Source organism: Haemophilus parainfluenzae (assembly GCF_900638025.1).
Lineage (GTDB): Bacteria > Pseudomonadota > Gammaproteobacteria > Enterobacterales > Pasteurellaceae > Haemophilus_D > Haemophilus_D parainfluenzae_J.
In genome coordinates this window covers 1,831,026-1,845,756 of record NZ_LR134481.1, presented here as the reverse complement: position 1 = coordinate 1,845,756, position 14,731 = coordinate 1,831,026, and the positions used below count along the sequence as shown (strand labels likewise).

Annotated in this window: 13 protein-coding genes; 6 read left to right on the top strand and 7 right to left on the bottom strand. The window is 38.3% G+C overall.

What is annotated here, in order from left to right:
• Position 1: 1 nt before the first annotated feature.
• The 3 genes from EL215_RS09195 to EL215_RS09185 all read right to left on the bottom strand — a co-directional run bounded on the left by EL215_RS09195 (position 2) and on the right by EL215_RS09185 (position 2,667).
• Positions 2 to 610 (bottom strand): TIGR04211 family SH3 domain-containing protein, encoded by a 609-nt coding sequence (locus EL215_RS09195; RefSeq protein ID WP_126471666.1) that lies wholly within the window; start codon positions 608 to 610, stop codon positions 2 to 4.
• 78 nt (positions 611 to 688) lie between these two features.
• Positions 689 to 1,951 carry an inorganic phosphate transporter gene (locus EL215_RS09190; protein WP_049356520.1) on the bottom strand — a complete coding sequence of 421 codons (1,263 nt, stop codon included), beginning with the start codon at positions 1,949 to 1,951 and terminating at the stop codon, positions 689 to 691.
• A gap of 35 nt (positions 1,952 to 1,986) precedes the next feature.
• On the bottom strand, positions 1,987 to 2,667 hold the full coding sequence (locus EL215_RS09185; RefSeq protein ID WP_049356522.1) for a TIGR00153 family protein: 681 nt from the start codon (positions 2,665 to 2,667) through the stop codon (positions 1,987 to 1,989).
• 138 nt (positions 2,668 to 2,805) lie between these two features.
• Here EL215_RS09185 and EL215_RS09180 point away from each other — a divergent pair, with 138 nt between their 5' ends.
• The 6 genes from EL215_RS09180 to EL215_RS09155 all read left to right on the top strand — a co-directional run bounded on the left by EL215_RS09180 (position 2,806) and on the right by EL215_RS09155 (position 10,646).
• Positions 2,806 to 3,828, top strand: a complete 1,023-nt coding sequence (locus tag EL215_RS09180; RefSeq protein WP_126471664.1) for a CYTH domain-containing protein — start codon at positions 2,806 to 2,808, stop codon at positions 3,826 to 3,828.
• A gap of 26 nt (positions 3,829 to 3,854) precedes the next feature.
• Positions 3,855 to 5,234, top strand: a complete 1,380-nt coding sequence (gene radA, locus EL215_RS09175) for a DNA repair protein RadA (RefSeq protein ID WP_126471662.1) — start codon at positions 3,855 to 3,857, stop codon at positions 5,232 to 5,234.
• An 82-nt stretch (positions 5,235 to 5,316) separates the two neighbouring features.
• On the top strand, positions 5,317 to 5,796 hold the full coding sequence (gene lrp / locus EL215_RS09170; RefSeq protein WP_049356528.1) for a leucine-responsive transcriptional regulator Lrp: 480 nt from the start codon (positions 5,317 to 5,319) through the stop codon (positions 5,794 to 5,796).
• A gap of 3 nt (positions 5,797 to 5,799) precedes the next feature.
• Positions 5,800 to 8,589, top strand: coding sequence for a DNA translocase FtsK (locus EL215_RS09165; protein ID WP_126471660.1), 2,790 nt, complete (start codon positions 5,800 to 5,802; stop codon positions 8,587 to 8,589).
• 36 nt (positions 8,590 to 8,625) lie between these two features.
• The gene (gene lolA, locus EL215_RS09160) at positions 8,626 to 9,252 is read left to right on the top strand and encodes an outer membrane lipoprotein periplasmic chaperone LolA (RefSeq protein WP_126471658.1); all 627 of its coding nucleotides are present in this window, start codon (positions 8,626 to 8,628) and stop codon (positions 9,250 to 9,252) included.
• 53 nt (positions 9,253 to 9,305) lie between these two features.
• Positions 9,306 to 10,646, top strand: coding sequence for a replication-associated recombination protein A (locus EL215_RS09155; protein ID WP_049356533.1), 1,341 nt, complete (start codon positions 9,306 to 9,308; stop codon positions 10,644 to 10,646).
• A gap of 77 nt (positions 10,647 to 10,723) precedes the next feature.
• Here the strand turns inward: EL215_RS09155 and EL215_RS09150 are convergent, their stop codons facing one another.
• The 4 genes from EL215_RS09150 to potA all read right to left on the bottom strand — a co-directional run bounded on the left by EL215_RS09150 (position 10,724) and on the right by potA (position 14,670).
• Positions 10,724 to 11,806, bottom strand: coding sequence for an extracellular solute-binding protein (locus EL215_RS09150; RefSeq protein WP_005698550.1), 1,083 nt, complete (start codon positions 11,804 to 11,806; stop codon positions 10,724 to 10,726).
• Positions 11,807 to 11,940: 134 nt separating this feature from the next.
• Positions 11,941 to 12,711, bottom strand: coding sequence for a spermidine/putrescine ABC transporter permease PotC (potC, locus tag EL215_RS09145; protein WP_049356535.1), 771 nt, complete (start codon positions 12,709 to 12,711; stop codon positions 11,941 to 11,943).
• Positions 12,711 to 13,571 carry a spermidine/putrescine ABC transporter permease PotB gene (gene potB / locus EL215_RS09140; protein WP_005695833.1) on the bottom strand — a complete coding sequence of 287 codons (861 nt, stop codon included), beginning with the start codon at positions 13,569 to 13,571 and terminating at the stop codon, positions 12,711 to 12,713. The genes potC and potB overlap by 1 nt, the downstream gene beginning before the upstream one ends.
• On the bottom strand, positions 13,555 to 14,670 hold the full coding sequence (gene potA / locus EL215_RS09135; RefSeq protein ID WP_049356537.1) for a spermidine/putrescine ABC transporter ATP-binding protein PotA: 1,116 nt from the start codon (positions 14,668 to 14,670) through the stop codon (positions 13,555 to 13,557). Before potA ends, potB begins: the two co-directional genes overlap by 17 nt.
• Positions 14,671 to 14,731 lie beyond the last annotated feature (61 nt).

Below are 14,731 nucleotides of genomic sequence, written 5' to 3'. Positions count from 1 at the left end.
ATTACCAGCTATCACGACGTTTACGTCTTGGTAAAAGGTGAGGCAATATTAAACCGATTAATAAACCTACACCTAATACCGAGCCACCATAAATAAACCATTGGATCGCAATTTCACGTTTACCAGCATCAAGCATTGCTTCTAAATCACGATTTTTATTTTTTATCATGTCTAATTCACGTTTAAGTTGTGAATTTAGTTCAAGTAACTCCCCACTTTGTTGCTCAGATTGCTTATTACGACGTTGAATTTCACTTGTGCGCTGCTGCCAATCAGAATCAACACGATTTAATTTTAAAGTCAGTTCTTGAATTTGAGCTTTTAATTTTGGATTTTCTTCGCGGCTACTTGGTGTAGAACTTAGTTCAGAGGTTAAAATCCAAGCCTCGCGATTTTTATTATCACGAATCAGGGTATATTTTCCCTGTTGTTCCAATGCGGTCACAGCTTCACCAGATTGAATGGCGCCTGCGATCTTAAATTGATCGCCAGCACCACGACGTAAATATGTATTCAGATTTTCTGTCACATATTTTGTCTCTGCTTGTACTGTTCCAATAGCTGAAATCAATACAACACAAGAAAATAAAACTTTATTGATTTTTGACATAATATTTCCCAAAACTGTAAATAAGCGAAGTGCGATTAAAAAATGTAATGAAAAATCATCGCACTTTTAATAATTATATTAGTGAAAAATTGCTCGAAGAACGTAGAAAATCATAATTGCAAAGAATGCACCAGCAGGTAATGTAACAACCCATGAACTAATGATGTTACGGATAACCGTTAAGTTAAGCGCCGCAATACCGCGAGCGAAACCGATACCTAAGATTGCCCCTACTAAAGTTTGTGTAGTGGAGATTGGTAAACCAGTACCTGATGCCACAACAACAGTCATCGCAGTTGCAAATTGTGCGGCAAAACCACGGCTCGGAGTTAAATCGGTAATACCTGAGCCTACCGTCGCCATCACTTTTTGTCCCATCGCAATAAGACCGACTGCGATACCTAATGCACCTAAGGGTAAAATCCACCAAGTTAATTTCCCACCGCTGAGGATTTGCCCACCATTTTCTACGATTGATACCACAGAAGAAAGCGGACCGATTGCATTGGCTACATCATTAGAACCATGTGCGAATGCCATAGCACAAGCGGTTAAAAGCATTAAGATACTAAAAATCTTTTCTACTGAACCGAATGTGCCTTTTGTCGCTTTTTCAGTGAATCTTTTACTACGGAAGTAGAAGTGGCAGAAAATCATACCAATGACGCTGATTAAAAATGAAATACCGAGCGTTTCATTTGTTGATAGGTTTAATCCAACGTGTTTTAAACCTTTTGCCATGGTCACAATACAAAGCACAAATACAGTAACAGCCATGTAGTATGGACCATATTTTTGAGCATTTTGTAGAGGCTTATCCGTATCGAATATGAGTTTTTGGATGCTCGCAAAGATCGTATAAGCTAAAAGCCCCGCAATTACTGGTGTGATAAACCAACTACCAACAATTCCACCGATTGTAGACCAGTCAACGGAACCAGGGCCAATGGTAATACAAGCAAAACCGATTAAAGCACCGATGATGGTGTGGGTACCAGAAACAGGCCAACCCATTTTAGTGGCAATAAATAACCAAGCACCTGATGCAAAGAGAGTCGAAAGCATCCCTAGCGCTAAGAGATCTGGAGATTCGATAAATTGAGTCGGATCGATAACGCCACTTTTAATAGTCTCAGTGACTTCACCGCCGGCTAAATATGCTCCGGCAGATTCAAAAATTAAAGCAATAATAATCGCTTGTTTTGCTGTAATGGTTCCCGAACCTACGGAAGTTCCCATTGAGTTTGATACGTCGTTGGCACCAATACCAAATGCCATAAAAAAGCCGAATACCGCAGTAATTAAGACTAACCACGAGCCGTATGCATTAATAATTTCCATAGTGATTTCCTATGTTGTAGTTAATGTCGTCAAAATTAGGAACGAGCAAGCATTAATTCAATACGAGAGCCAACACGTTGAGCCTGATCAGCTAATACGCCTACCCACTCGATGATTTTATATAGGAACATCACATCAATAGGATTGTAATGACTTTCAATCGTATAGAGCATATTACGTAGCTTAATTTGCATTTGATCTGTATCATCTTCAATGCTATCAAGCTCTTGAATCATATTATTAACTAACGTTAACTCACGTCCTTTGAAACCCGTTTCAAGTAATTTATCCATTTCTTCAATCACCAAGTGTGCTTGATGAATAGAATCTAAGCTACGCTGAACATAATGTAAAAATTCCTCCTGCATTTCTTCAGGAATACCAAATTGTCGACCAACCATACGACCAGCAATATCTTTAGCATAATTAGCTAATTTATCTTGTTGTGTAACTAATTCGAGCAAATCAGTACGATCAATAGGTAAAAATAAACCACGAGGCAATTTCAAACGAATTTCGCGTTTTAAGCTATCAGCCTCACGTTCACATTGAGAAATATCCAAACGTGTTTTTTCTGCATCATTCCATTGTTTTAAAAACGTATATTTGAAAAATGGAACCAGTAAGTCACAGCATTCTGTTACTTTTTTTGAGTGTTTTTGCAGAGGCTTCAAAGGAGAATGGGCAAATAATCCGAGAATATTATTCATTGCCATAGGTGTTTTACTCCATAACAAGGGTTAAAATTTCCGTTGCATATTACCTGATTTTATAAGGAAATACACGAAAAAGATCTTGATTTGTATAAAATTATCTGTATATTTAAACAGTTAAAATTGATAAGGAAAAATAAAATGAGTAATGAAGTTGAATTAAAGCTTGCAGTCACCTCTGATGCTTTTGATATCCTAAAAACACACCTAAATCAATTCAATATCTTAGAGCAAAATACGATCTTTCTAGGAAATACTTATTTTGATTATCCTGATCATTTTTTAGCGAAACAAAAAATGGGATTGCGTATCCGTCGAGAAAATAATGATTTCACACTTACCTTAAAAACTGACGGAAAAGTGGTTGGTGGATTGCATAGCCGTCCAGAATATAATTTATCTATACTTGATGATTCAGTACCTACATCGGCACAATTAACGTCATTGTATCCATTTGAACACTTGCCTTCCGCTGCATTACAGCCGATTTTCTCAACAGATTTTAACCGCACTTTTTGGTTGATTGCATTTGGTGCATCAAAAATTGAAGTGGCTTTTGATCAAGGGAAGATTCTGTCAGGGGAGAAAACGCAGCCTATCTGCGAAATTGAATTTGAATTAAAAGAAGGGCTTGTTTCAGATCTTTTCTATTTTGTCTCACTTTTACCTTTTGAACAGGATGTGTATTTTAGTTCGGCAAGTAAAGCGAAACGAGGCTACCAACTAGCCAGTAAACCACTTCTGACAGATTGGTTAAATAAATGGCGGGATTTCTTAAAAGAAGAACGTGAGGGAAGTGCGGTTAATTCTCGCGAACAATTAAGTACTGTCATGAAAATGGAGCAGCAATTGATTGAGGAAACGCTTTCATTCCCAACAGATGTGTTTGCTTTCGATTTTATGAAAACCGTTGAACGTGTTGGCGCATTTTTCAATCTTTATCATTATTATGATGACCACAAAGCCTTGTTTGAAAAACTGGAAGAAAATCGATCAGTTGAGTTATTAGTAAGTAATCAATTTTTCCTTAATGAAATAAAAGGCTTGATTACCTTTCATAGCGAAACAAAAGATAATTTTCAAACTATTGAGAAGTTAAAAGCGTTATTAAAGAGCCGTGCGTATTTTGAAAGAATGCTTGGTTTAATGATGTTGATGGCATAAAACAGTTTCTCGAAAGGATAATAAAAATGGCAAAAGCTCCTAAAACCGCTTATGTATGTAATGATTGTGGCGCTGAATTTTCGCGCTGGCAAGGGCAGTGTTCTGCCTGTAAAGCGTGGAATACCATTAGTGAAGTGCGGTTAATTTCAGCCTCAAATTCCGCAAAAAATGATCGTTTTAGTGGTTATGCAGGAGAAACCCGTGCAAAAATCCAAACACTTTCTGAAATTAGCTTACAAGAAACACCGCGTTTCACCAGTGGATTTAAAGAATTAGATCGCGTATTAGGCGGCGGGATCGTACCAGGGAGTGCCATTTTAATTGGTGGGCATCCTGGTGCGGGGAAAAGTACTTTGTTACTTCAAGTGATGTGTGGATTAGCAAAAAATATGACCGCACTTTATGTAACAGGGGAAGAGTCGCTTCAACAAGTGGCAATGCGGGCTAATCGCTTAAATCTACCGACAGATAAATTAAATATGTTATCTGAAACGTCTGTTGAGCAAATTTGTAATTTGGCGGATCAGTTGAAACCTCAAATTATTGTGGTGGATTCGATCCAGGTTATGCACCTTTCAGATATTCAATCTTCTCCAGGAAGTGTGGCACAAGTGCGTGAATGTGCCTCTTTCCTGACTCGTTATGCTAAAACACGACAGGTTGCTATCATTATGGTTGGGCATGTCACTAAAGACGGCACCCTCGCAGGTCCGAAAGTATTGGAACATGCCATTGACTGTTCGTTATTGCTGGAAGGGGAGGCAGATTCCCGTTTCCGTACGTTACGTAGCCATAAAAACCGTTTTGGCGCAGTGAATGAGCTGGGTGTATTCGGTATGACAGAGCAAGGCCTGCGCGAAGTGAAAAATCCATCGGCGATTTTCTTAAGCCGAGGAGATGAACAAACGCCTGGTAGCTCGGTCATGGTACTTTGGGAAGGCACCCGTCCGCTTTTGGTTGAAATTCAAGCATTGGTGGATCATTCCATGCTCGCTAATCCGCGTCGTGTGGCAGTAGGACTAGAACAAAATCGTTTAGCCTTATTGCTTGCAGTATTGCATCGCCATGGTGGATTACAAATGTCAGATCAAGATGTTTTTGTCAATGTCGTTGGTGGTGTAAAAGTCGGGGAAACTGGGGCGGATCTTGCATTGTTACTTGCATTAATTTCCAGTTTCCGTAATCGACCGTTGCCACAAGATTTAGTTGTCTTTGGGGAAGTTGGGTTAGCCGGTGAAATTCGACCGGTAACCAGTGGTCAAGAACGTATTAGTGAAGCGGCAAAACATGGTTTTAAACGCGCGATCGTCCCTTTTGCCAATAAGCCGAAAAGTGCGGTTGAGAATATGGACGTTTTTACGGTGAAAAAACTCGCTGATGCACTTGCCATTTTGGATAATTTCTAAAAAAACGTTGTCCTACTGTTGTCTGATTACTGAAAGTTTTTGATAAATTAGATAGAATATGCGCCGTACATAAGGAAAGGTTATGGAAAAGAAATTAAATAAAGCGTTGGATAGCATTGATATCAAAATCTTAAATGAATTACAACGCAATGGTAAAATCTCGAACATCGATTTATCAAAAAAAATTGGGTTATCGCCAACACCTTGTTTAGAAAGGGTAAAACGCCTAGAAAAACAAGGTGTCATAATGGGGTATCGTGCCCTATTAAATCCTGAATTATTGGATGCCCCTTTATTGGTGATCGTTGAAATCACGCTCGTGCGTGGTAAACCCGATGTTTTCGAAGAATTTAATGCGGCGATTCAAGCGCTTGATGAAATTCTTGAATGTCATTTGGTATCGGGCGATTTTGATTATTTACTCAAAACACGTGTAGCGGATATGGCAGAATATCGAAAATTATTAGGTACTACATTGTTGCATTTGCCAGGTGTGAATGACACTCGAACTTATGTTGTAATGGAAGAAGTGAAACAAACTAATTATCTCGTACTAAAATAAAAAATGATTAAACGAATTACAAAAAGATTTACGCCTAAACAATATTTAGCCGAGTTATTACTCGGATTGGTTGCACTCTTAGGTTTATATCTAATTGTCGCATGGTCAAGTTATACACCATTGGACAATTCTTGGTCAACAGCAAGTTTTCAGACTGAAACTATTAATAAGGCAGGTGCTTTGGGTGCTTGGATGATTGATACGTTTTTTATTTTTTTAGGCTATATGGGCCATCTTATCCCATTTATAATCTTCCTTGTACCTATTTTTTTATTAAAAACAAAAGCTGTTCATGTTATTTCTGTGACTCGCATTTTATTGCGTTCTTTTGGATTTATTATTTTCATCGTTGGTTTAACGATGATGGCGACACTGTTGCTTTCAAATACGAACTATTACTTAGCTGGAGGTGTCTTGGGTGGTAGCTTAGTAGTAAATTTATACCCTTTGCTTGGTAAGTTTGGTTGCATCTTAGTCGGTTTTATTTGTGCAGTAATTGGCTTTATTTTCTGTTCAGGTGCATCATTAATCCGTTTAATGGTGAAGTTCTATCATTGGTTAACCATGAAAAATCAGCCAGCAGAAGAAAAGCAAACCGAGCATACTTCTGTGGATGATCTTGAACAAATCGTGGTTGATTCCTCTCAAGCGCTTTCTTTCTCCCATTCTCAATTAGGAACTGGATATACAGAAAATAAAAAAGAGGAAGAGGTAGATAATACCTTTTTTAAATCAGAACAACTGATAAATATCAGTGGGCTATCCTCAACAAGTGCTTCAGAGTCTGCAGATGTTGAAAAATTAGAAGATAAGTTTAAAGGTTTTACGGTTGAATCTGACCATTTACCTCATGTATCTATTTCCACCGCCTCTTCCGTTGAATTACCAACAAAAGAAGATTTTTCAGTCACATGGAAAAATTCACAAGTGAATCACCAAAGTGTGGATGATTCAGATGATATTTTTGAAGAAAATATGATGCCCAAAGTGTCACTCAAAATACCTGAAAACACAACCGCACTTTATCCAACTTATGATGAATCTTTAGAATCAGACAATGATGGTTTAGAAGATGAATTAGCTCGTCAGTTTGCAGAGCAAGAGCAAGCTCGTTTGCAAGAAATGGAAGCTCGAGCGAAAGCCTCAAATGCTGAAGATGCATTAAAAGTGATCTTACATGAGCCAGCGGTTTCACCAACTAAAGAGCGTGAAATTTATACTGAGAATAGCGATGAAATAACCTATAAGCCATATTCTGATACGCTTATTCATCCAGCATTTCAACAACCAACGAATAAACGAGAGAAACCGACAACACCTTTACCAAGTTTAGATTTACTTGAGCATCGTCCTACACAGGCTCAAGATATTACGCGTAAAGAAATTTTAGACACATCCGCACGTATAGAACAACAATTAAAGAATTTTAATGTAAAAGCGAAAGTACAAGATGTGTTGGTGGGGCCTGTAGTGACTCGCTATGAATTGGAGTTACAACCAGGCGTAAAAGCATCAAAAGTAACGAGTATTGATACCGATTTAGCCAGAGCCTTAATGTTCCGCGCGATCCGTGTAGCGGAAGTGATTCCAGGCAAACCTTATATTGGTATTGAAACACCGAATGCTCATCGACAAATGGTACCATTGCGTGATGTACTTGATAGTAATGAGTTCCGCTCGTCAACATCATTACTTTCAATGGCTTTGGGGAAAGATATTGGAGGAAATTCTGTCATTGTAGATTTGGCTAAAATGCCTCATTTGCTGGTTGCGGGATCAACAGGTTCAGGGAAATCTGTTGGAGTGAATACTATGATTTTAAGTTTACTTTTCCGTGTCAGACCCGATGAAGTGAAATTTATTATGATAGATCCAAAAGTGGTCGAGCTTTCTATTTATAACGATATTCCTCACTTACTGACTCCAGTTGTGACTGATATGAAAAAAGCAGCGAATGCACTACGTTGGTGTGTAGATGAAATGGAACGTCGCTACCAATTACTATCAGCTTTACGTGTGCGTAATATTGAAGGTTATAATGAAAAAATTGAAGAATATGAAAAACTGAATATGCCTATTCCAAATCCAATTTGGAAGCCAGGTGATACAATGGATAAAATGCCGCCACCATTAGAAAAATTAAGTTATATAGTCCTAATTGTTGATGAGTTTGCTGACTTAATGATGGTAGCGGGTAAACAAATTGAAGAATTAATTGCTCGCTTAGCACAAAAAGCCCGAGCCATTGGTATTCACCTTATTTTAGCAACGCAACGTCCTTCAGTTGATGTTATAACTGGTTTAATTAAAGCCAATATTCCGAGTCGTATTGCTTTTACGGTAGCAAGCAAAATTGACTCTAGAACGATTCTGGATCAAGGCGGTGCTGAAGCCTTATTGGGGCGTGGTGACATGTTATATTCAGGTCAAGGTTCGTCGGATCTTATTCGAGTACATGGCGCCTTTATGAGCGATGATGAGGTTGCAAGAGTAGCTGATGATTGGCGAGCAAGAGGTAAACCGAATTATATTGATGGCATTTTAGACGGCGCGGATGATGAATACTCAGGTGAGAAATCAACGGCAAGCAGTGGCGATCTTGATGTGTTATTTGATGACGTTGTGGAGTTTGTATTAAGTACTGGCAATACGTCAACCTCTTATGTTCAACGTAAATTTAGTGTGGGGTTTAACCGAGCAGCTCGAATTATGGATCAGCTTGAAGAACAAGGCATTTTAGGTCCTATGACAAATGGAAAACGAGAAATTTTAGCCCGACGTTCCGAATATTAATTCTCTTAAATTTCACTTTACAAAAAGGAAAGTAGAATGAAAAAAACATTAATAAAAATGACCGCACTTACTGCACTTTTAAGCGCAAGTAACTTTGCTTTTGCTGATGCCGCAGATGAGCTGCAAAATCGCTTAAATCAAGTGACGGTATTAAGTGCTGATTTCTCTCAAATTGTGACGTCTGCTGGCGGTAAAAACGTTCAACAAGGAAGTGGGAAACTTCAAATTAAACGTCCAAATCTTTTCCGTATGGATACCAAATTACCGCAAGAAACACAAATTATTGCAGATGGCAAAACCCTTTGGTATTACGATCCATTTGTGCAACAAGTGACAGCTCAATGGGTAAAGGATGCGGTAAATAATACCCCTTTCGTCCTTTTAACCAGTAACGATAAAAACCACTGGAATCAGTATTCAGTGACGCAGAATGCAGATACATTTGTGCTAAAACCAAAGGCAAAAAATAGCAACATTAAACAGTTTGATATTCGTGTAGATACAAATGGTGTGTTAAAAAATTTCAGCACCACAGAAAAAGATGGCCAAACCAATCTTTATGTGTTGCGTAACATTACGAATCAAACACTAGCTGATAGCTTATTCCAATTTAGCGTACCGAAAGGTGTGGAATTGGATGACCAACGTAAAAGTAAAAAATAATTCATAAGGTGTGAATGATAATTTTCACATCTTTTGCTTATTAAGGAAAGAATATGTCTAATCTGAATTTTGATTTTGCTGAAAATGACTTTCGCCCTTTAGCTGCTCGTATGCGTCCAACAAATTTGGAACAATATTATGGACAGACGCATTTAATTGGGGAAGGAAAGCCTCTTCGTAAAGCAATTCAAGCAGGGCATGTTCATTCTATGATTTTGTGGGGACCGCCGGGTACAGGTAAAACAACACTGGTAGAAGTTATTGCTCATCGTATCAATGCAGAAGTTGAACGGATTTCAGCGGTAACAAGTGGCGTGAAAGAAATTCGAGAATCAATTGAGCGTGCGAAACAAAATCGACTTGCAGATCGCCAAACGATTTTATTTGTGGATGAAGTGCATCGCTTTAACAAAAGCCAACAAGATGCGTTTTTACCCCATATTGAAGATGGGACGATTATTTTTATTGGTGCAACAACGGAAAATCCTTCCTTTGAATTAAATAATGCATTGCTTTCTCGTGCGAGAGTTTATCTCCTTAAGTCATTGACAGTTGCTGAAATCGAACAAGTTCTAAAGCTGGCGATTTCTGATCCTGAGCGAGGATTAGGTAAAGAACGGTTAATTTTAGAAGAGAATTTACTACAGGTATTAGCCGAATATGTGAATGGTGATGCTCGCCTGGCTTTAAACTGTCTTGAACTGATGGTGGATATGGCTTCTGACACAGAAAACGGTAAAAAATTAGACCGCACTTTGTTGAAAGAAGTATTAGGTGAGAGACAAGCGCGTTTTGATAAACAAGGCGATCGTTTTTATGATTTGATTTCTGCTTTACATAAATCCATTCGAGGTTCAGCAGCAGATGCGGCGCTTTACTGGTATGCACGAATTATTACTGCAGGCGGCGATCCGCTTTATGTTGCACGACGTTTATTAGCGATTGCCTCAGAAGATGTGGGTAATGCTGACCCAAGAGCAATGCAAGTTGCACTAGCGGCTTGGGATTGTTTTACAAGAGTGGGCGCTTATGAAGGAGAGCGAGCCATTGCGCAAGCCATTATTTATTTGGCTGTAGCTCCGAAGAGTAATGCGGTTTACAACGCATTTAATGCAGCCAAACAACATGCAAAAGAGTTTCCTGATTTCGATGTGCCACCTCATTTACGTAATGCGCCAACGGCTTTAATGAAAGAATTAGGTTATGGCGCTGAATATCGTTATGCACATGATGAACCAAATGCTTATGCTGCAGGAGAAAATTACTTCCCACCAGAACTGAAAGATACGCAGTATTATTTCCCAACTAACCGAGGCATGGAAATTCAGATTAAAGAAAAACTTGAGCGTTTACAAGAGCAAGATAAAAACTCGTTAAAAAAACGCTATAAATAGTTTCTTTAAAAACAGTAAATATAAAAAGAACGGTCAAATTGATCTGACCGCTCTTTTTGTTATCACTTAAAAACGCATTATTTTGCTGCTTTTAACTCTTGGTAATACTGTTCATAGTATTGAATTGCATCACCTACATCATCTTGCCAGTAGCTTTTTTGAAGGATTTCTGCTGGTGGATAAATAGATGGATCTTCTGTAATTTCTTTTGGAAGTACTTTTTTCGCTTCAAGGTTAGCTGTTGGGTAACCAATTGCTAAAGTCAATTTTTCCGCTGCTTTTGCACCTAATAAGTAGTTAATTAACTTGTGTGCACCATCTGGGTTTTTAGAGGTTTTAGGAATCGCTAAAGTATCAACCCAAAGAACAGGACCTTCTTTTGGGAACACCATATTTAATGGCGCTTGTTCTTTTTTTGCGATACGTACAGAACCATTCCATAACTGACCTAATTCCACTTCACCAGAGATAAAAGAGTTTGCAGGGTTATCAGAATTGAAAGAAAGTACGTTTGGACGTAGTTTTAACAACTCTTCATAAGCTTGCTTGATAATTGCAGGATCTTTGGTGTTTGGATCTTGACCAATTTTTAATAACGCAATATTGAACACTTCACGCGCATCATCTAATAATTGGATTTTGTTTGCATATTCAGGTTTCCAGAAATCGCCCCAAGAAGTGAAGTCAGAACCTTTATAGGTATTGGTATTAAATGCAATACCTGGCGCACCTAACAACTGAGGAAGTGAGTATTTATTGCCTTTATCATAAGGTTTGTTGAGCCAATCAGGGTCTAATTCTTTGATAACAGGTAATTTACTGTGATCTAATTCTTGTAGCATGCCTTCTCGTGCCATTTTAGATACGAAGTAGTTAGATGGTGCAATCACATCATAACCGCCTGCATCACCTTGGGTTTTCATTTTGGCATACATCGTTTCATTAGATTCAAGACTTGCTACAATAACTTTGATACCAGTTTCTTTTGTGAAGTCATCCAAAAGACCATCTGGTACATATTCAGTCCAAGTATATAAATACACAGTATCATTTGCTGGAGCCTGTGCTTTTGTTGCATCAGACTTGGCTTCTTTGTCGTTACAAGCAGTTAATGTAGCGGCAACTAAACCCGCAGTAAGCAAACCTGCAAATTTTTTCATTTTTCTCTGTTCTCCGTAAAAGAGGGGTAAAAAACCACCTGCATTAATGCAGGTATAAAAAAACGCCTTGATTGTGCGTCAAGGCGTATTCTATTTGATCTTAAAAGATTTGTGAAACCTTTTTATATCAATGTTTAATGATTATTTTTACGTGCAATTAATTGGCTTAAAATGACTAACCCTAATGAAAGCACGATCATAATCGTTGCTAATGCGTTTACTTCCGGTGTTACACCTGTTTTTACAAGTGAGAAGATACGCAACGGTAGGATTTCATAGCTTACACCACTTACGAAAGAGGATACAACAACATCATCTAGTGAAATAGTAAAGCTTAACAACCAACCAGATACGACAGCCGGTAAGGCAAGTGGTAGAATAATTTTACGTAAAATCGTGACTTCACTCGCACCTAAATCTTTTGCTGCTTCAAGCATTCTGGCATCAAAGCCATTTAAGCGAGAGAAAATCGTCACGGTAACATAAGGTAAACAGAACGTTACGTGTGCCAATAATAATGACCAGAAACCTAACGAAATTCCTACAACCATGAATAAGGCAAGTAGAGAAACCGCCATCACGATATCTGGTGACATCATGACAATAAATAACATGCCACTTACCGCTTGTTTTCCGCGGAAACGATAGCGATAAAGTGCAATCGCGGTTAAACCACCCACAATAGTTGCTAAGGTTGCGGCAAAGAAAGCAATCGTGACAGAGTGGAACGCAGCTTGGATTAAGGTATCGTTATTAAATAAACGCTCATACCAGTTCCAACTAAAACCTTTCCAACTTAAACCATAACGGTCTTCATTAAAGGAGTTAGTCACCAAGATAATAATTGGGATATACAAATAAGCGTACACCACAAACATAAAAATATTACGTAGTAAGCGACTCATTATTCTAACTCCACTTTCTTATTCAACAATTTATTTGCACGATAGTAAACGAAAATCAACAATGCCATTAAGATAGTTAAACCGATGCTGATTGCCGAACCGAATGGCCAGTTACGGGAAATTAAGAATTCACTCTTAATCACGTTACCTACTAATAATACTTTCGCCCCACCAAGCAAGTCAGCTACGTAGAACATACCCATTGCTGGTAGTAGTACTAATAAACAACCTGCAACAATACCTGGCATGGTTAATGGCAGAATAACACGGAAGAAACGTTGAACTGCATTTGCCCCTAAATCTCTTGCCGCTTCTAATAAACGTCCGTCTAATTTTTCAATAGCAGAGTAAAGCGGTAGAATCATAAATGGTAAAAGGAGATACACTAAACCAATGATTACAGCTACTTCGGTATTTAAAATACGAATAGGCTCGCTCAAAATGCCCATATCCATTAACATGGTATTTAACACCCCTTTCACACCAAGGAAGACTTTCATTCCATAGATACGAATAAGTGAGTTTGTCCAGAATGGCAATACCACAAGGAATAACAAAAATGGACGATATTTTGGATTAATTTTGCTGACCATAAAGGCAAATGGATAGCCAATGAGTAAGCAAATAATCGTCGCAATACCAGACATATACAATGAATTCCACACAACCTGTGCATAAAGCGGATTAAACAGGTTAGTGTAGTTATCTAAAGTAAATGGCAAAGCATAAAAGTCGCTACCATCTCGGGTTAAAAAACTTACGGTTAATACTAATAAGTTTGGAATTAGCACAAAGAAGATTAACCAACTAAAGATAATTGCAACAGTAATTTTCTGGAATTTATTATTGATTATCTTCATCGTTGAGTACAACCTCCCAACCTTCGTGCCATGTAATACCTACACGTTGACCAACGCTGTGATCCATATGTGGGTCATCTTCGTTAAAGAATTCGCTTACTAATACGCGTTTGCCGTTATGATCAAATTCTACGGTAGACTCAAGTGTCATCCCTTTATAGGTACGATCCACAATGCGACCAATAATTGCATTTGAGTGCTCATTTTCGTCAAGCTCTTCAATCACAATATCTTCTGGGCGTAATAACACTTGTAGTTTTTGACCTTTTTCAGCAGAGATACTCGTGTGAATATCGCATACACGACCTTCTACGTTAGCAAGTAACTCATCGTCAGATTTACGCTCAATCACAGTGGCATCAAATACATTAATTTCACCAATAAAGCGAGCGACGAATAGGTTAGCTGGATCTTCATAGATTTCACGAGGTGAACCATCTTGTGCAATTTTACCTTTACGTAATAAGACGATACGGTCAGACATGGTGATCGCTTCTTCTTGATCATGGGTAACGAAAATAAAGGTAATGCCAAGTTGACGCTGTAATTGTTTAAGTTCATTTTGCATTTGTTTACGTAACTTATAATCCAGCGCAGATAAAGATTCATCAAGTAGCAACACTTTCGGCTTATTCACTACTGCACGAGCAATCGCGATACGTTGTTGCTGACCACCAGAAAGTTGAGTTGGTTTACGGTCGGCCATTTCTTCTAATTGCACCATACGCAATGCATCCAGAACGCGAGGTTTAATTTCGCTTTCTGCCACTTTTTGCATACGCAAACCAAAAGCCACGTTATCAAAAATAGTCATATGCGGGAATAATGCATAACTTTGGAATACGGTGTTAATGTGGCGTTTTTCTGCCGGAACATTAGTAATATTTTCACCGTCCAAAATAATATGACCTTCATCTAATTCTTCTAAACCTGCTAATAAACGTAGCACTGTAGTTTTACCACAGCCTGACGGGCCAAGAATTGTGACGAATTCACCGTTATTAATGGTTAGATTAAAATCATTAATAATTGTGTTAGAACCATAGGATTTTTTGATTGAACGAAGCTCAATAATAGGCTTTTGAACCAGATTTTCCACTAGCTTTGGTTTTCTCCCTAATTTCACCAATTTAATCGGTACTGAGTAGAAATGAACCTGC

Excerpts from the sequence above, each read along its gene's own strand:
- EL215_RS09195 (WP_126471666.1), bottom strand. The coding sequence starts at position 610 with ATGTCAAAAATCAATAAAGTTTTATTTTCTTGTGTTGTATTGATTTCA.
- EL215_RS09185 (WP_049356522.1), bottom strand. The coding sequence starts at position 2,667 with ATGGCAATGAATAATATTCTCGGATTATTTGCCCATTCTCCTTTGAAG.
- potC (WP_049356535.1), bottom strand. The coding sequence starts at position 12,711 with ATGAGTCGCTTACTACGTAATATTTTTATGTTTGTGGTGTACGCTTAT.
- potB (WP_005695833.1), bottom strand. The coding sequence starts at position 13,571 with ATGAAGATAATCAATAATAAATTCCAGAAAATTACTGTTGCAATTATC.
- lrp (WP_049356528.1), top strand. The coding sequence starts at position 5,317 with ATGGAAAAGAAATTAAATAAAGCGTTGGATAGCATTGATATCAAAATC.
- EL215_RS09180 (WP_126471664.1), top strand. The coding sequence starts at position 2,806 with ATGAGTAATGAAGTTGAATTAAAGCTTGCAGTCACCTCTGATGCTTTT.
- lolA (WP_126471658.1), top strand. The coding sequence starts at position 8,626 with ATGAAAAAAACATTAATAAAAATGACCGCACTTACTGCACTTTTAAGC.
- EL215_RS09155 (WP_049356533.1), top strand. The coding sequence starts at position 9,306 with ATGTCTAATCTGAATTTTGATTTTGCTGAAAATGACTTTCGCCCTTTA.
- EL215_RS09190 (WP_049356520.1), bottom strand. The coding sequence starts at position 1,951 with ATGGAAATTATTAATGCATACGGCTCGTGGTTAGTCTTAATTACTGCG.
- EL215_RS09150 (WP_005698550.1), bottom strand. The coding sequence starts at position 11,806 with ATGAAAAAATTTGCAGGTTTGCTTACTGCGGGTTTAGTTGCCGCTACA.
- EL215_RS09165 (WP_126471660.1), top strand. The coding sequence starts at position 5,800 with ATGATTAAACGAATTACAAAAAGATTTACGCCTAAACAATATTTAGCC.
- radA (WP_126471662.1), top strand. The coding sequence starts at position 3,855 with ATGGCAAAAGCTCCTAAAACCGCTTATGTATGTAATGATTGTGGCGCT.